15 protein-coding genes are annotated in these 15,594 nt (G+C 70.4%); 5 read left to right on the forward strand and 10 right to left on the reverse strand.

Features of this window, described 5'->3' with window-relative positions; genetic code table 11:
* Positions 1-14: 14 nt before the first annotated feature.
* From J2744_RS01150 to J2744_RS01170, 5 genes are all read right to left on the reverse strand, one after another.
* Positions 15-1,388: a glutamate-5-semialdehyde dehydrogenase gene (locus J2744_RS01150; RefSeq protein ID WP_209543334.1), complete on the reverse strand. Its 1,374-nt coding sequence runs from the start codon at positions 1,386-1,388 to the stop codon at positions 15-17.
* Entirely contained in the window at positions 1,372-2,247 is an 876-nt protein-coding gene (gene proB / locus J2744_RS01155) for a glutamate 5-kinase (protein ID WP_209543336.1), read from the reverse strand. Before proB ends, J2744_RS01150 begins: the two co-directional genes overlap by 17 nt.
* Positions 2,240-3,016 (reverse strand): pyrroline-5-carboxylate reductase, encoded by a 777-nt coding sequence (gene proC / locus J2744_RS01160; RefSeq protein WP_209543338.1) that lies wholly within the window; start codon positions 3,014-3,016, stop codon positions 2,240-2,242. The genes proB and proC overlap by 8 nt, the downstream gene beginning before the upstream one ends.
* A gap of 88 nt (positions 3,017-3,104) precedes the next feature.
* Positions 3,105-4,142 carry a glycosyltransferase family 4 protein gene (locus J2744_RS01165; protein WP_209543340.1) on the reverse strand — a complete coding sequence of 346 codons (1,038 nt, stop codon included), beginning with the start codon at positions 4,140-4,142 and terminating at the stop codon, positions 3,105-3,107.
* A gap of 58 nt (positions 4,143-4,200) precedes the next feature.
* Positions 4,201-5,067 carry a hypothetical protein gene (locus J2744_RS01170; protein ID WP_209543342.1) on the reverse strand — a complete coding sequence of 289 codons (867 nt, stop codon included), beginning with the start codon at positions 5,065-5,067 and terminating at the stop codon, positions 4,201-4,203.
* Between the two features lie 150 nt (positions 5,068-5,217).
* On the opposite strand from J2744_RS01170, the gene J2744_RS01175 reads away from it, so the two are divergent.
* Positions 5,218-6,231: a lysylphosphatidylglycerol synthase transmembrane domain-containing protein gene (locus J2744_RS01175; protein ID WP_209543343.1), complete on the forward strand. Its 1,014-nt coding sequence runs from the start codon at positions 5,218-5,220 to the stop codon at positions 6,229-6,231.
* 25 nt (positions 6,232-6,256) lie between these two features.
* On the opposite strand, the gene J2744_RS01180 is transcribed toward J2744_RS01175, so the two are convergent.
* The 3 genes from J2744_RS01180 to J2744_RS01190 all read right to left on the reverse strand — a co-directional run bounded on the left by J2744_RS01180 (position 6,257) and on the right by J2744_RS01190 (position 9,585).
* A complete protein-coding gene (locus tag J2744_RS01180; protein ID WP_209543345.1) occupies positions 6,257-6,721 on the reverse strand; it encodes a hypothetical protein in 465 nt (154 codons plus the stop codon).
* A gap of 74 nt (positions 6,722-6,795) precedes the next feature.
* Entirely contained in the window at positions 6,796-8,520 is a 1,725-nt protein-coding gene (locus J2744_RS01185) for a DUF2070 family protein (RefSeq protein ID WP_209543348.1), read from the reverse strand.
* Positions 8,521-9,585, reverse strand: coding sequence for a glycosyltransferase (locus tag J2744_RS01190; protein ID WP_209543350.1), 1,065 nt, complete (start codon positions 9,583-9,585; stop codon positions 8,521-8,523).
* 351 nt (positions 9,586-9,936) lie between these two features.
* Here J2744_RS01190 and J2744_RS01195 point away from each other — a divergent pair, with 351 nt between their 5' ends.
* Together J2744_RS01195 and moaC are read left to right on the forward strand one after the other, a co-directional pair.
* On the forward strand, positions 9,937-11,427 hold the full coding sequence (locus J2744_RS01195) for an NAD(P)H-hydrate dehydratase (protein WP_209543352.1): 1,491 nt from the start codon (positions 9,937-9,939) through the stop codon (positions 11,425-11,427).
* The gene (gene moaC / locus J2744_RS01200) at positions 11,420-11,980 is read left to right on the forward strand and encodes a cyclic pyranopterin monophosphate synthase MoaC (RefSeq protein ID WP_209543356.1); all 561 of its coding nucleotides are present in this window, start codon (positions 11,420-11,422) and stop codon (positions 11,978-11,980) included. Before J2744_RS01195 ends, moaC begins: the two co-directional genes overlap by 8 nt.
* 178 nt (positions 11,981-12,158) lie before the next feature.
* On the opposite strand, the gene J2744_RS01205 is transcribed toward moaC, so the two are convergent.
* Positions 12,159-13,343, reverse strand: a complete 1,185-nt coding sequence (locus tag J2744_RS01205) for a glycine cleavage system aminomethyltransferase GcvT (protein WP_209543358.1) — start codon at positions 13,341-13,343, stop codon at positions 12,159-12,161.
* 141 nt (positions 13,344-13,484) lie between these two features.
* Between J2744_RS01205 and J2744_RS01210 the strand changes: the two genes are divergently transcribed.
* Positions 13,485-14,147, forward strand: a complete 663-nt coding sequence (locus tag J2744_RS01210) for a S26 family signal peptidase (protein WP_209543360.1) — start codon at positions 13,485-13,487, stop codon at positions 14,145-14,147.
* Positions 14,148-14,487: 340 nt separating this feature from the next.
* Here the strand turns inward: J2744_RS01210 and J2744_RS01215 are convergent, their stop codons facing one another.
* Entirely contained in the window at positions 14,488-15,096 is a 609-nt protein-coding gene (locus tag J2744_RS01215; protein WP_209543369.1) for an NYN domain-containing protein, read from the reverse strand.
* A 174-nt stretch (positions 15,097-15,270) separates the two neighbouring features.
* Here J2744_RS01215 and J2744_RS01220 point away from each other — a divergent pair, with 174 nt between their 5' ends.
* Positions 15,271-15,525: a hypothetical protein gene (locus J2744_RS01220; RefSeq protein ID WP_209543371.1), complete on the forward strand. Its 255-nt coding sequence runs from the start codon at positions 15,271-15,273 to the stop codon at positions 15,523-15,525.
* Positions 15,526-15,594 lie beyond the last annotated feature (69 nt).

The raw sequence follows: 15,594 nt of genomic DNA on the forward strand, positions 1-15,594 counted from the left end.
CGCGGACCGCGACGCTACTCGGTCAAGAGCCGACCGGGCGTCCACTCGACGCCGTCGAGCTCGCGGTGGGTGAACGGGAGGGCGTCCTCGCCGCTGTAGCTCGCGACGAGGTGGCCGTCGCCTTCGAGGTAGTACTTGTACGTCGTCAGCCCCTCCAGCCCGACCGGGCCGCGGGCGTGGATCTTCCCGGTGGAGATGCCGACCTCCGCCCCCAGCCCGTAGCGGTAGCCGTCCGCGAACCGCGTCGAGGCGTTGTGGAAGACGCTCGCGGCGTCGACGCCGGTCATGAACGCCTCGGCCGTCTCGGGGTCCTCGGTGAGGATCGACTCGGTGTGTTTCGAGCCGTGTTCGTTGACGTGCTCGATCGCGTCGTACGCGTCGTCGACTACCCTGATCGACAGTTCGAGGTCGCCGTACTCGGTGTCCCAGTCGTCGTCGGTCGCGGGCGCGACGTCGACGACCTCGCGGGTCCGCTCGTCGCCGCGGAGTTCGACGCCGGCGTCCTCGTAGCGCGCGCCGAGGCCGGGAAGGAACGCGTCGGCGACGGACTCGTGGACGAGCAGCGTCTCGACGGCGTTGCACACCGCCGGGTACTGGACCTTCGCGTCGAAGGCCACGTCTTCCGCCATCGACAGGTCGGCGTCCGCGTCGACGTAGACGTGACAGATCCCCTCGGTGTGGCCCAACACCGGGATCTGCGTGTTCTCCTGGATGTAGGAGACGAACTCCGAGGAGCCGCGCGGCATCACGAGGTCCACGCTGTCGTCCAGTTCGAGCAGTCGGTCGACCGCCTCGTGCGCCTCGATGAGCGCGGCCCAGCCGTCGGGGAGGTCCGCGGTCGCGTCGATTATCGCCTCGTGGAGGATCCGGTTCGACTCGCTCGCCTCGCTGCCGCCCTTGAGGACGACGGCGTTGCCGGACTTCAGCGCGAGCGCCGCGATCTGGACGAGGGCGTCCGGCCGCGACTCGAACACGGTCGCGACGACGCCGATCGGCACCGCGACGCGGTACAGCTCTAAGTCCTCGTCGAGCTCGCGCGCCGCCAGCGTCTCGCCGAGCGGGTCGTCCTGTGCGGCGACCGACTCGACCATCGACGCGATATCCTCGACCTTCGTCGCGTCGAGCTTCAGCCGGTCGACCAGGGCCTGCGTGTACTCGCCGTCCGCGAGCATCGCCTCCGCCTCCTCGACGTCGGCCGCGTTCGCCTCGAGGATCTCCGACTCGCGCTCGCGGATCACGTCGGCGATAGACCGGAGCGCCTCGTCGCGGGTCGCTTCGTCGGCGTTCGCGAGCCGCAGGGCGGCGCGCTCCGCCCGGCGGGCCAGTTCGTCCGTGTCCGCTTCCAGGTCGGTGTCCGGTTCGGTGTGGCTCTCACTCATCGTCGTCACCCGTCTTGGGGACGAATAGCGTGCCCGTCGGCTTACCCGCTGCGATCCGCGCTAACACGTCGCGCTCGGCCGAGCCGGCGATGATCGCCGGGATCCCGTGGCGGCTCACGTCGTGGGCGCCCTCCACCTTCGTGCGGATCCCGCCGAAGTCGGTCTCTGTGCCGCCGCCGACGATCTCGCGGAGCCGCTCGTAGCCGTCGTCGACCGCCTCGATCAGCGCCGCGTCCGGGTCGCGCTTCGGGTTCCCGGTGTAGACGCCGTCGACGTCCGTGAGCGTCACGAGGAGGTCGGCGTCGAGTCCGAGCGCGACCGACGCCGACAGCATGTCGTTGTCGCCGATCCGCAGCTCGTCGGTCGCCACCGCGTCGTTCTCGTTGACGACCGGGACGACCCCCCACGACAGCAGCGTCTCGACGGTGTTGGTGAAGTTGTCGAACCGCTCGGGCGCGTCGAGGTCGGTCCCCGTCACGAGAATCTGCGCGACGTCCTGGTCGAACCGCTCGAAGCTCTGGGTGTAGTGGCGCATCAGCAGCCCCTGCCCCACCGTCGAGAGCGCCTGGCTCTCCGCGATGGAGTCGACGCCCTCGCGCGACTCCGGTCCCACGTCGAGCCGGCCCGTCCCGGCGCCGACCGCCCCCGACGAGACCAGCACGACCTCCGTGCCGCGCTCGCGGAGGTCCATCACGTCGGCGACGAGCTTGTCGAGCTTCACGCGGTCGAGCCGGGAGTCCTCGTCCGTCAACGAGTTCGTTCCGGCCTTGACGATCACGCGGTCGGCGGCGGCCGCCCGCTCGCGAGCGGCCGCGACGCGCTCGGCGTCGGCCGCGCCGACCCGCTCGACGCCCGCGTCCTCAGGCATCGTCGAACTCCGCGGCGAGCTCTCGGGACCGGCGCTCGGCCGCCGCGACGGCGTCCCCGACCGCCGCGTCCGCGTCGCTGTCCCACAGCACCTCCATCCCCTCGATGGTCGTTCCGTTCGGCGAACAGACCGCGTCGATCAGCTCGTCGACGCTGCGCTCGTCGCGCAGTACGGTCTCGGCAGCGCCCTTGAACGTCTGCGCGGCCAGCGTCTCCGCCTGCTCGGGGTCGAGTCCGCCCTCGACCCCGCCCTGTTTCATCGCGTCGATGAGGTAGAAGGCGAACGCGGGACCGCTGCCGTTGACGGCCGTCGAGACGTGCATCAGCGACTCGTCGACCTCGACGAACTCGCCGACCGCGTCGAGCATGGCCCGGACCTCGTCGGTGAGTCCCTCGTTGGTCGCGGCCGCGGCCATATCTCCGGTCTCCGCCGCGAGGTTTGGCATGATCCGGACGACCGGCGCGTCGGTGCGCTCGGCGACGAACTCGCGGGGCAGCCCCGCGGCCAGCGTCACGAGCTGCTGGTCCGCGCGGAGGTCGAGTTCGTCGAGCACCGCGGGCGCCACGTCCGGCTTCACCGCGAGGACGACGATGTCGGCGTCGCGCGCCGCCGCCACGTCGTCGGTCGTCTCGTCGACGGCGTCTTCGATCGCGGCGAGCGCCTCGGAGTCGAGGTCGATCGCCGTGAGGTGGTACCCCTCCGCGCGGGCGAGCCCCCTGAGCAGGGCGCCCCCCATGTTCCCGCAGCCGATAACGCTCACTCGAGTCATTTGGCTCTACGGAGTCGGTCGGCGGACATACCAACTGCGGTTTTCGCAAGTTTCCGCGAACCGGCGATACCCAGCGTCTCGGAGGGTGCTAAACCAGATCCGCGTACAGCGACCGGTACCGGTCGGCGATCGCGTCGAGCGAGAACGCCTCGCTGCGTTCGGCGGCGTTCGCGCCGAGTTCCGCCCGCCGGTCGGCGTCGCGAAGTTCGTCTATCGCGTCGACGAACCCCGTCACGTTGTCGCCGCGAGCGCGGTCGTCGTCGTCCCTCTCCGCGGCCTCTTCCCCGCTTCGCTCGTCACCCACCTTCAGGCAGTCCTCGCCGTCCGCCAGCCACGAGAACGTCTCGATGTCGCGGACGACGACCGGCTTTCCGGCCGCCATCGCCTCCAAGAGCGCGATCCCCTCGTTCTCCTCGTGGGTCGGGAAACAGAAGACGTCGCCCGCGGCGTACGCGCCGCGGATGTCGTCGACGAAGCCGGTGAACGTACAGTTCGCGGGCGCCTCGTCGATGAGTCTCGTCGTCTCGCGCCCCTTCAGCGACCGGTCGATCGGGCCGAACCAGACGAAGTCGACGTCGGGGGTCCGGTGGGCCGTCTCCACGAACGTCTCCAGCCCCTTCCGCTTGATCACGTGCCCGACGAGGAACACCGTCGGCGGGTCCAGGTCGTAGCGCTCGCGGTACTCGGTCTCCAGCGACTCGAACCCCGCCAGCTTCTCGCGGTCGACGCCGTTCGAGACGACGGTCGTGGGCACGTCCGCGTACCCTTCGATGAGGTCGCGGTTGTACTCGGAGGGGCAGATCAGGCGGTCGGCGAGCCCGTACGCGCGCCGGAGGTACGGCTTGAGCGGCCGCGCGAGCGCGTTGGTGAAGCGGAAGCTGTCGCCGAAGTCCTCGGCGGTGACGTGGGTGTGCGCGACGACCGGAACGCCCGCCTTCCGCGCGCGGCGCGCGTGCCAGACCGAGCGCGGTCCCATCACGTTGAGGTGGAGCACGTCGGCGTCGAGCGTCGGCTCCGTCGTGTACTCGATGCCGACCCGGTCGAACATCTTCCGCTGGTGGTCGACTGAGGCGGCGATGCCGCCGGTGACCTGGTCTTCGAACTCGAAGTAGTGGCTGACTTTCATCGGTGGGTACCGGGAGCCGGTCGCGCGGCGGTCGCGTCGGCCGGCGGGGTCGGGTCGGCTACTCGACTTCGAGCCACGGGACCTCCATCAGCGCGGGGATGTGCGTCTCGATGTGGTGTTCCCAGACGCCCTCCTCGCCGAACGCCTCGCCGTGGTCGGCGGTGACGACCACGTCGCCGTCGAGCTCCTCGACGAGTTCCGAGACGCTCTCTAAGGCGATCCGGAGGTTCTCCTCGTACATCGACAGCGCGGTCACGCGCGTGCCGTCCGTCACGAGGTCCTTCGGGTCGAGTTCGAGCCACAGGCCGGCCTTCTGGGCGAACTCGCTGTCGTCCAGTCGGCTCTCGATCTTCGGCCGGACCGAGTCGCTGAGCGAGGAGAGCAGCCCGCCGTCGTCGTCGCTGTCTCCCTCCGCCTCCTCTTCCTCCTGCCGTTTGATCCCCTTCTGGATCTGCTTGAGCTTCTGCCCCTTGCCCCGCGAGAGGTAGGGGGCGTGCGGTTGCATGTAGTGGAGGACGGTGCGGTCTGCGCGCTCGATCGCGTCGCGGTTGTTGCGGTACGCCGCCGCGATCCCCTCCGGCGGGACGGTGCCGAGGTCGTCGTCCCACTGGGTCTTCCAGACGTCGTGAATGTCGCTGATGTGGTCGGAGGCGGTCCACTCGTAGTCGCAGCTGGCGCCCCACTTCAGCTCGTTCAGCGGGATCCCCAGGTCGTTGATGAAGGGGTTTCCGGAGAAGTACGCGATGTCGTGGTCGCCGGTGAACGTGCGGTAGGCCCACTCCGGCGTCGACGAGCCGATACTCCGGCGCTTCTCGAGCGTCCCGTCGAGGTACTCGTCGTACACGTCCGCGAACACGTCGTACCGGCACGCGTCGAGCACCAGACAGTAGTCCCACTCCGACTCGAGGAACCGCTGATCTTCCATTGGGTGGTCCGTCGGCCCGCCGGTACGTATGTATTCTCATTCGCTCGCACCGAAACGGCGGCTCCCGCCGGGGTCAGGTCGCCGCTGAGGGACCGCCGCCCGGCGGACGCGAAGCAGACGTTTCAAGTTCGCTACGGCGTCACCTCGTCTATGGAAGGCCCACAACGACGCGCGCTGATCCTCGGGGCGGCCGGCGCGGTCGTCCTCCTCGCGCTGCTTTTCGTCGTCGTCGGGGTCGAGCGCGTCGTCGACGCGCTCGCGGCCGCGGACCCGGTCCTCGTCGCCGCGACCGCCGGACTCGGTCTCTGCTGGCTCGTCGCGTGGAGCCTCATGTTACGCGCCGTGCTGGGCGCGCTCGACGTCGAGCTGTCCGTCTGGACCGCGTTCCTCGTGTACAGCGGCGCCGCCTTCGCGAACAACGTCACGCCGTTCGGGCAGGCGGGCGGCGAGCCGGTCGCCGCGGCGCTCATCTCGAAGGTCGGCGAAGCCAGATACGAGACGGGACTCGTCGGTATCGCGAGCGTCGACGTGCTCAACGTCGTCCCCTCCGTGTCGCTCGTGTTCCTCGGCGTGGGTTCGTACGCGGCCACCACCGCGGTCGGCGACCGGGTCGGGTTCGCCGTCGCGAGCGCGGTCGCGCTGATCGCCGGGATCGTCACGGCGATCGCGTTCGTCTGGCGCTACCGCGTGGCGGTCGTCGACCGCGTCCCGGGGGCGATCGGCCCGTTCCTCGGGCGTCTCGACCGGTTCGACGCCGAGACGATCGAGGCCGGGCTCGCCGACCGGCTGGGGAACTTCTTCGCCGACATCGAGCGCGTCGGCACCGACCGGCCGCGACTCCTCGGGATCGTCGCGCTCTCGCTCGTCGGCTGGCTCTTTCAGGCGGCCGCGCTCACCGCCGCGTTCGCCGCGGTCGGTCACCCGATCTCCCCTTTGATCCCCGTCTTCGTCGTCCCGCTGTCGTACGTGGCGGGCGCGACGCCGCTCCCCGGCGGCCTCGGCGGTATCGAGGCCGCCCTCGTCGGCCTGCTCGTGCCCACGACCGGCGTCGCCGCGTCGGCGATCACCGCCGCGGTCCTCGTCTTCCGCGGCGCCGTCTACTGGCTCCCGATGGTGGTCGGCGGCGCGTCGGCCTCCGCGCTGGGCGTCAGGGCGTTCGAGTGAGTCGGGGGCTCCGCGACCCGTCGGGCTACCGCACCGAGCGCCGACGCAGCGCCACGCCGAGCGCGAACGCCGCGCTCCCGAGCGTGAGCGCGAGCACGAGCGCGACGACTGGGCCGATCCGCAGTCCGGTCAGGAGTTCTGCGCGCGGGTCGAGTCCGACGACGGACGGGCGCGGCACCGCGTAGCCGCCGGCACCGGTCGCGTCGCCGCGGACGAGCGCCGCGAGCGGCGGCACCACATAGATCCAGACCGCGGCGAGGAACACCGACACCCAGCCGACGAGGAGACCGCCCCGGTACCGGCCGACGTACCCCGCTGCGCCGAGCGCGACGGCGACGAGACCTGCCCAGAGCGCGTATCGTCCGGCGGTCCGCATCGGTTCCCACGGCAGGACGACGAGGAGCGATGCGGCGGCGAGGGCGACCGCGACCGCCCCGAGAGCGCGGGTAGCGGTCCGGCCCGTGCCGGGAAGGAGGGCGTTCGAGGACACGTCTCGCGATCACGGGGGGAGGACAAAAACGCTCGGGCGACTGCCGCCGGTCCGCGGTCGCGAGCGGCGGCCCCTCAGAAGAACAGCCACAACACGAGCAGCGCGTACAGCGTCACGAGCGAGATGATCGTCAGCCGGATGAGGATGTTGACACTGAACACGAGCCCGTTGTAGTCGTTCTTCAGGAGCTTCACCGGCTCCGTCCGGCGGCTGGCGAGTCCGACGGTCGCGGGCGAGAGGTCGTCGACGGCGCGGTCGACCGCGCGCTCGATGGCGTCGATGTCGGACTCGCGGGCGTTCGCCAGCTCGTGGATCGACGCGTGCGTGTCAGTCGAGAAGGGGATCACTTCGTCGAACTCCTCGCGGTACTCGTCGGCGGTCGTCCGCACGTCCGGGGTGAGTCCGTTCGTGTCGACGCCGATCCAGAGCACCTCCTCGCCGTCGACCGACTCGACCAGCGCCAGCGCGTTCTGCCCGGTCCGCGTCACCTCGAAGCCGGCGGCGTAGCCGGCGGCGAGTTCGGCCTCCGCGAGACGGTCGCGGAAGTCGTCGAACGCGCGCTTCAGTCGGTCGGCCGCGGCGGAGCCGTACTGGATCTCGGCGTCGGGACCATTCTGGATGTCGTGTCTGTGCTGGTCGATCAGCAGCACCTCGTCGTGGTCGACGTCGCGCATGAACACGCCGGTGTCGTAGTCGTCGATCCCCTCGCCGTGGAGGACTATCACCTCCTTGTCACCGATCCGGCGGCCGTGGAACCGCACGTCCGCGTACCCCTCACGGTCGCCGTACGACTCCGTGACGAGCCGCGAGGCGCGCTCGGTCAGGTCCGGCTCCGCGACCGCGTCGAGGATCCGCTCCGCGTCCTCGGGGTTCGAGAGGTCCTCCTTATGCGTACACGGGACGTGGAAGAAGAACCCGGCCGAGCCGTCGGCGGTGCCCTCGGAGCCGCCGTCGGCCGCGGCGCCCTCGCTCGCTTCGCCGTCGCCGTTGAGCGCGTCGATGAGGTTCCCGCTCAGCTGCCCGCCGCCGAACCCGCCGAGCGGACCGGGGTGGACCCACGGGGCCGCGACCGTGAGCCGGCTCCCGTTGTCGACCGCGAACGTCTCCACGGCGGGGCGGGCCTCGACGCCCAGGTCGAGCGACTCCCGATCGTTCCGGAGGAGGCCCGAGGTGAGCGCGAACGCGGAGACGTCGGTGTTGCTCTTGATCAGGTAGTCGACCACGAGGAGGATCAACACCAGGAAGCCGGCCGCGATGAGCAGCGAGGCGAACGCGAACACGTGTCGGTACGTCGAGAAGCCGAAGTCGCTGCCGCCAAGCGCGTAGAAGGCCGCGATGAGCAGTCCCGGTTCGGTCAGCGAGACGAGGAGGATCCGGTCGGAGCGGTCGATACCCGTCGAGACGACGAGCACCAAGATGTTGATCAGGTACAGCGTGATGAAGCTCAGCCAGATGATACTCCAGGCGTTCCCGACGTTGTCCGCGCCGGAGAGGACCAGCGCGTACACGAACAGGGCGAACTGCGAGGTGAGCGCGAGGAAGTAGCTCCACGACCGCGGGTAGCCGTCGAGGACGCGGGGGAACAGTTCGGCGGCGACGAGGAACGGGACGAGGAAGATGAGGGCCGCCACCGGAACGATCCGAGACGGGTCCGGATCGAACGGCGTGAAAAGCCAGATTCCCGAGAACGCGGCGATCCCGTAGACCGCGCTGAGGAGGACGAGCGCCGCCGCCTGAACCCGGAGCCGGGGCACGGAGAAGACGAGCCGCTGGAACGCGTCGACGTTGTCCGCGCCCATCTACGCGGGCACCCCGTAGATGGACTCGAGCTCGTCTATCGTCTCGGACACCGAGAACCGCTCGACCGCCCCGCGGGTGTCCCTGTCGCCCTCGAGGCAGTCGCGGACAGCCCACTCCATGTCGTCGAGGTCGCTCAGCGCGAACCGCGCGCCGTTCTCCGGACCGATCGTCTCGTCGAACGGCGCCACGTCCGCGGCGGCGACCGGGGTGCCGCAGGCGTTCGCCTCCAGCGTCGAGAGGCCCAGCGTGTCGCAGGTCGACGCGGTGACGAAGACGTCGATCGCCGCGTAGAAGTCGGGGAGGTCATCCCGCGGCAGGAAGTCGTGGAACCGGACGTTCGCTGGCGCGTCGGACTCCAGCTTCGCGCGGACCGGTCCCTCGCCGACCAGTTCGAACCGCACCTCCGGCAGCCGCTCCGCGAGCCGGAGGATCTCGTCGACGTTCTTCTTGTGGGTCATCCGCCCGCTGTACCCGACCACCGGGGCGTCGGCCGCGGTCGGGCCGCCGTCGGTGGCGAGCGCGGCCACCCGAGCGTTCTCCCGAGGCCGGAACCGGTCCATCTCGATCCCGACCGGCAGTCGATACGACTCAACGTCGCGCCGGATCCGCGAGGTCGAGGCCGTGACGCAGTCGAACGCGTTCAGGAAGCGGTTCTCGTAGGCGACGTACGCCTTCCCGACGAGACCGGCGAGGCGCTCGGATTTGAGCCCCTGAACGAAGTAGTCCTCGACCGGCGTGTGGTGGGTGTACACCGACCGCGCGCCGTACCGCTTCGCGTATCGGAGTCCCATCAGTCCGGTCGACGCGGGACCGTGACAGTGGACGACGTCGAGTTCGGGGAGCGTCGACAGGCGGCGGTAGGTCGGGAAGCGGTACTGCCGGTAGAACGGGTTCGGCAGCGACCGGACGGGGATCTCGTGGTCGTCGGGTTCGTGGCTGCTCGCGGGGTAGACGACGTACACGTCGTGGCCCCGCGCTTCGAGGCGGTCGCGCCACGCCTGAATGGTGTACGTGACGCCGTCGATGCCGGGAAAGTAGCTGTCGGTGAAAAATCCGATGTTCATGGTGGCGTCTGACGGTCGAGCGGTCGCGGTCGCCCGCGGTCGCCGCGGCGGACGCGGAGTGGAGGAGCCGAACCGGGTGCGTCGGGTGCCGAACCGGGTGCGTCGGCCGCGGGGGGCGTTACCGAGGCGGTCGCGCCGACGGGTAGTGCCGATACCACAGTTATTTGCGGAGTTCACCACCTGACCGCTTCAACATTTTCATTTCGCGAAGCGGTGCGGGCGTTGGGAGAGGCGCCGGGAGGCCGGGCGGATCCGGGCCTCGCCGGCGCAGTCCTCGGCAGTCGGACCCCGCCTGAGTCCTCGGCGATCGGACCCCGCCCGCTTAATCCCCGGGCGCCCGAACTGTCGGGCATGATCACGACCGACCGCATGGCGGCCGTCGACGCCAACGCGGCCGCGCTCGGCGTGCCCCGAAAGCAGCTGATGGAGTCGTCCGGTAACGCGGTCGCCCGCGAGGTGCGAGCCGTCGCGGACCCGGGCGCGACCGTCGCGCTCGTCTGCGGCCGCGGGAACAACGGCGGCGACGCCCTCGTCGCGGCGCGGTTCCTCGCCGAGTACGAGACACCGGTCAAGCTGCTCGGCCGCCCCGAGACGATCCGGACCGACATCGCCCGAGAGAACTGGGCGGCGCTCGGAAACGCCGCGATCCCGGCAGCCACCGTCACCGACTCGCGCGACTTCGATCTCACCGGTCCAGAGGGCGCCGCCGGCGACGACCCCGACGTGATCGTCGACGCGATGCTCGGCTCCGGTATTTCGGGCGACCTCCGCGAGCCGGAGCGGACTGCGGCCGCCGCGATCAACGCGAGCGACGCGACGGTGATCGCGGTCGACGTTCCGTCGGGAATCGACGCGGACACGGGGGAACCGACGGGAAACGGGGACGGCGACGCGGACACGGCGAGCGGCCCCGTCGCCGTCGACGCCGACCGCGTGGTGACGTTCCACGATGAGAAGCCCGGGCTGACCGCGCTGGACGCCGCGGTCACGGTCGCCGACATCGGGATCCCGGCCGCCGCGGAGCGGTTCACCGGTCCCGGCGACCTCCTCGGACTCGACCGCGACCCGGACTCCCACAAGGGGGAGAACGGCGAGGTCCTCGTGGTCGGCGGGGGACCGTACACGGGGGCGCCGACGCTGTCCGCGCTCGCCGCGCTCCGGGCGGGCGCCGACCTCGTCCGCGTGGCCTGTCCGGAGTCGGTCGCGAGCGAGGTCCAGGGGTTCTCTCCGAACCTCATCGTCCGCGCGCTCCCCGGCGACCGCGTCGGCCCGTCGCACGCGGAGCGGGTCGCGTCGCTCGCGGCCGGGACCGACACCGTGGTCCTCGGTCCGGGTCTCGGAGATGGCGACGGGACCCGGGAGTTCGTCCGCGAGTTCCTGACGACCTACGAGGGACGCGCCGTCGTCGACGCCGACGCGCTCCGGGTCGTCCCCGAGGTCGACACCGACGCCGACCTGATCTGTACGCCGCATCAGGGCGAGCTCGTCGGAATGGGCGGCGAGACGGCCGACGATCCCGACGAGCGCTCCGAATTGGTCCGTGAGTTCGCGGCCGACTTGGACCACACGCTGCTCGTGAAGGGCGCGGTCGACGTGATCGCCGACGGCGACGAGACCCGGCTGAACCGCACCGGCAACCCCGGGATGACCGTCGGCGGGACCGGGGACGTGTTGGCGGGAGCCGTCGGCGCGCTGGCGGCCGTGACCGATCCCTTCCGCGCGGCCGCGGTCGGCGCGTACGCCGTCGGGCGCGCGGGCGACGCCGCCGCGGACGCGAACGGCGCCGGACTGGTGGCGACGGACTTACCCGACCGGCTGCCGGAGGCGATGCGTAATGAGTGACGAGGGACGCGGGGGCGACGCCGGGGGGAGCGCCGAGTCCGACGGAGCGAGCGCGGCGTCCGCCGACGGGAGCGCGGACGCGCTGACCCACACCGACGACTCCGGCGACGTCCAGATGGTCGACGTCGGCGCGAAGCCCGACAGCAGCCGGCGCGCCGTCGCCCGCGGCGAGATCCGACTGACCCCCGAAACGATCGCCGCGGTCGAGACCGACGCGGTCGAGAAGGGCGACGTGCTCGCGACGGCCCGGATCGGCGCTGTTCAGGCCGTGAAACACACGTGGGAGACGATCCCGATGTGCCACCAGATCCCGATCACGAACGTCGACACCGAGTTCGCGGTCGGCGACGGCCGGATCGAGCTGACCGTCGCGGTCGAGACCACCGGGAAGACCGGCTGTGAGATGGAGGCGCTGGAGGGCGTGACGACCGGACTCAACACCGTCTGGGACATGGTGAAGGCGGCCGAGAAGGACGCCGACGGCGGGTACCCGGACACGCGGATTTCGGACGTCGAAGTGGTCGAAAAGCGGAAGGAGACGGTCGGGGAGTAGGTCCGGGGAATCGCGGAGCGAGTCGGGCCGGCGGTCGCCGGCGTCCGACTCGGCCCCTCGCCGGTCAATACACCCTGGTCAGAACACCCCGGTCGCGTCGCTCGCGGGATCGGTCGGCGCCATACCGGCGCTTCTCAGGCCGGTCCCATGAAGGGTATTCGGGACTTGGTGACGGATCTCACCGATCGAGGAACGGCGGGATGACGACCTCGGCGCGCTTCTCGTCGCCGCGCACGACCACGCTCACCTCGGTGCCGGCGTCGGCGTACGTCTCGTGGAGGTAGCCCAGTCCGATCGGCTCGTCGAGGGTCGGACTCATCGTCCCCGAGGTCAGCTTCCCGACGCGGGTGAGGTCGCCGTCGGTGACCGCGTAGCCGCCCCGGGGCACGCCGCGCTCCAAGAGGCGGACGCCGACGAACCTCTCGTCGACGCCCTGCTCCTTCTGGGCCTCTAAGGCGTCGTGACCGACGAACTCCGTGTCGAGCTTCACGACGAAGCCGATCCGCGCCTCGTAGGGGGTTCTGGGTTCGTCTTCCGGGTCGAAGTCCTGTCCGGACAGCAGGAACCCCATCTCGGTGCGGAGCGTGTCGCGCGCGCCGAGTCCGCACGGCTGCGCCTCGCGGGGCGCGTCGACGAACGCCTCCCAGACGGTCTCGGCCGCGGCGGCGGGACACATCACCTCGAAGCCGTCCTCGCCGGTGTAGCCGGTGCGCGCGACCCAGCTCTCGGTGTCCGCGACCGCGGCCGTCGTCGCCTCGAACTTCGAGAGGTCGACGACGCGGTCGCGGGGCGTAGACTCGTCGAGCGCGGCGGCGGCGTCGGGACCCTGGACCGCGAGCATCGCCCAGTCGTCGGTAGCGTTCGCGACGGTCGCGTCGAGGTCCCACTCGTCGCGGTGGACGGTCCAGCGGTCGTACATCTGCCCGTCGTGGCCCGCGTTCGGCACGAAGAGGTACGCTGGGTCGCCGCTCGGCGCGTCGAGGTCGCCGTCGTGAGTCGCTTCGAGGTCCGCGAGCGACGCGGCCGCCGCGCCCGCCGCGGTGCCGTCTGGGAGCCGGTAGACGACCGTGTCGTCGAGCATCACGCCCTCTTCGTTTGTGACCGCGGCGTACTGGGAGTCGCCGGGGTCGAGCGCGCGCACGTCGTTCGTCGTGAGCCGGTTCATCAGTTCGGTCGCGTCCGGGCCGGCCACCTCGATCTCGCCCATGTGCGACACGTCGAAGACGCCGACGGACTCGCGGACCGCGGCGTGTTCCGTCTGAATCGAGTCGAACTCGACGGGCATCTGCCAGCCGCCGAAGTCGGTGAACTTGGCGCCGCGCGCGTCGTGGGCGTCGTGGAGCGGAGGGAGGCGATCGGACATACTCGCACCTCATCGGGACGAGCCTAAGGTGTTGTGCCATCGGCGGTCCCCACGGCCGCGGCCCGATGCGGTCGAGGTCGGCTGCGACCGACGACCGACTCGGGCGACAGCCTCAAGCGGGCGCCGTCCCCTCCATCGGGCGTGAGCAGTCCCCGTCCCGATCGCACCGGCGCGGTCGCCCCCGCGGTCGCGGTCCTCCTGATCGCGGTCCTGCTCGGCGCGCTCGTCGGGACGTGGCCGCCGTTCGTCGCGGTCGAGAGCGGCAGCATGACCCCCGGCGTCGAGCGCGGCGACCTCGTCGTCGTCACCGCGACCGACCGGGCGCCGTGGGGCGACCTCTCGACCGCCGCGGACCCGGACGCGCCGACGCGGCTCGGCGGGACCGGCGACGTGGTCGTCTACACCGTTCCGGGCGCCGGGGGGAGACCGGTGTTCCACCGCTTGGCGTTCCCCGTCGACGCGGGCGAGGACTGGACGGAGCGCGCCGACCCGGACCTCCTCGCGGCCGACTGCGCGGAGCTTTCGACCTGTCCCGCGCCGTACGACGGGTACGTCACGCACGGCGACGCGAACGAGCTGTACGACCAGAGCGCGGGCATCGCGCCGGTGGTCCCCGAGGAGTGGATCGCCGGCAAGGCGCTGTTCGCGGTGCCGAACCTCGGCTGGATCCGGGTGGGGGTCGACGCGGCGGCCGCACGCTACGGCGGGATCGCGACCGGGGTCGTTCTCGTCGGCGTCGCGGGACTCGCGGGGGGAGTCGGTGCGCTGCTTGTAGGACGGATCCGGCGGGGCAAAGGGCGGTGAGTCTGCCTGTCGGCAGCGACTATTTAAACGGCTGATGGGGTCGGCGCGCGCCTCCGAGCGGTCGCCACTGGCGACCGCGAAGAGCGCGTGCGAGGGAGTCGCGAGCGAAGCGAGCGACGAGGCTGGGGAGGCGTGAGGTGCGGTTGCTGTGCGGGGCGGGACTCAAAGGGGCAGCCGCGGGGAGGCCGCAGGCGACGTAAGCACCGCAGGGAGCGAACGAAGTGAGCGACCGAGGAGCGCAGCGAGTGTGCGGCCTCCCCGCGGCTGGGGCTTTGGAGGTGTTCGACGCCGACTCGCCATTCACTTATAAAATACTACCGCGGACACCGTGTTCCGATCCTTATCGCGTCGAGGCCGATTCGGCACCCGCATCACCGTCATCGCTTTCGGCCGCCTCGTTCTCGTCGCCGTCGAGCGTCACGGAGCCGTTGGCGGCGTTGCGGAGCGCGTCCGAGCGCCCGAACTCGCCGGGCGCGATGGCGAGCGTCCGGATCCCGTAGCCGTTCGCGGTCTCGACGACCGGCTTGAAGTCCGTGTCGCGGGAGGCGATAGCGAGCGTGTCCATCCGGCCCTCGGCCGCGAACCGCGCGGCGTCGACCGCGAGCTTCACGTCCACGTCGCCGCTCGTGACCACGACCTCGAAGCCCCGGGCTTCGGCCGCCTGAATCAGCCCCGGCGTCGCGTGCTCGTCGAGGTAGAGCCGGGTCGTCACCAGCGGTCCCTCCGCCTCGGCGGCCCGGCGCACGTCGTCGAGGTCGACGTCGAACTCCTCGCGCAACACGTTCGGACCGTCGACGAACAGCGCCACGCCGCCGGCGTCCGCGTCCGTCTCGCCGTCCGCGTCTTCCGCGACGTTCACGTCCGTCTCGCCGTTCGCGTCCGTCACGCTGTCCGGCCCGATCTCGCCGTCAGCGATCGTCTCGCCGTCCAGCCCGTCGCCTCGGTCCATGGTCGGCCTTCGCCGCCGCCGGAAATAGGTATGGTGATTCTGCCGAACGACAGTCCCCGACTCCGCCCGATAGTTTCAGAACTTCAAGACCTTATATTCGTATTACGACTTCGATTACGTCCGTAGTGGATATACGGAGAATTGAAGTAGGGTGTCCAAGAATAACGAGATAAGATGTCACAATCGAACGCGTACACCGTCATTTCAGCACAGAACGATCATGATTGTACCACGGTACGTGCCCATCCGCGCAACGAGACGTACCACGTCGTCGAGTACGCCGACGAGGACGCACGCGAGCGCGTCGCGGACCTACCGGTCGGGTCGGTGGTCAAGATGGAACTGTCGCGTGCGGGTCGCCGGAGCAACGTCTGGTGCGCCGAGTCGGTCAAGACCGCACAGACCGACGGCGGGACGAACGAGGCGTAATCCGAGTGGCTCTCGGCGTAGAACCTCGGATTTATTGATATCCTCTTTGGTACGTGATCGACTGTACTA

The organism is Halorubrum trapanicum (genome assembly GCF_017873555.1).
Taxonomy (GTDB): domain Archaea; phylum Halobacteriota; class Halobacteria; order Halobacteriales; family Haloferacaceae; genus Halorubrum; species Halorubrum trapanicum.

What these genes read in the sequence shown, in the direction of transcription:
- proB (WP_209543336.1), bottom strand. Translation starts at nt 2,247, where the DNA reads ATGCCTGAGGACGCGGGCGTCGAGCGGGTCGGCGCGGCCGACGCCGAG.
- proC (WP_209543338.1), bottom strand. Translation starts at nt 3,016, where the DNA reads ATGACTCGAGTGAGCGTTATCGGCTGCGGGAACATGGGGGGCGCCCTG.
- J2744_RS01165 (WP_209543340.1), bottom strand. Translation starts at nt 4,142, where the DNA reads ATGAAAGTCAGCCACTACTTCGAGTTCGAAGACCAGGTCACCGGCGGC.
- J2744_RS01170 (WP_209543342.1), bottom strand. Translation starts at nt 5,067, where the DNA reads ATGGAAGATCAGCGGTTCCTCGAGTCGGAGTGGGACTACTGTCTGGTG.
- J2744_RS01175 (WP_209543343.1), top strand. Translation starts at nt 5,218, where the DNA reads ATGGAAGGCCCACAACGACGCGCGCTGATCCTCGGGGCGGCCGGCGCG.
- J2744_RS01185 (WP_209543348.1), bottom strand. Translation starts at nt 8,520, where the DNA reads ATGGGCGCGGACAACGTCGACGCGTTCCAGCGGCTCGTCTTCTCCGTG.
- J2744_RS01190 (WP_209543350.1), bottom strand. Translation starts at nt 9,585, where the DNA reads ATGAACATCGGATTTTTCACCGACAGCTACTTTCCCGGCATCGACGGC.
- J2744_RS01195 (WP_209543352.1), top strand. Translation starts at nt 9,937, where the DNA reads ATGATCACGACCGACCGCATGGCGGCCGTCGACGCCAACGCGGCCGCG.
- moaC (WP_209543356.1), top strand. Translation starts at nt 11,420, where the DNA reads ATGAGTGACGAGGGACGCGGGGGCGACGCCGGGGGGAGCGCCGAGTCC.
- J2744_RS01205 (WP_209543358.1), bottom strand. Translation starts at nt 13,343, where the DNA reads ATGTCCGATCGCCTCCCTCCGCTCCACGACGCCCACGACGCGCGCGGC.
- J2744_RS01215 (WP_209543369.1), bottom strand. Translation starts at nt 15,096, where the DNA reads ATGGACCGAGGCGACGGGCTGGACGGCGAGACGATCGCTGACGGCGAG.
- J2744_RS01220 (WP_209543371.1), top strand. Translation starts at nt 15,271, where the DNA reads ATGTCACAATCGAACGCGTACACCGTCATTTCAGCACAGAACGATCAT.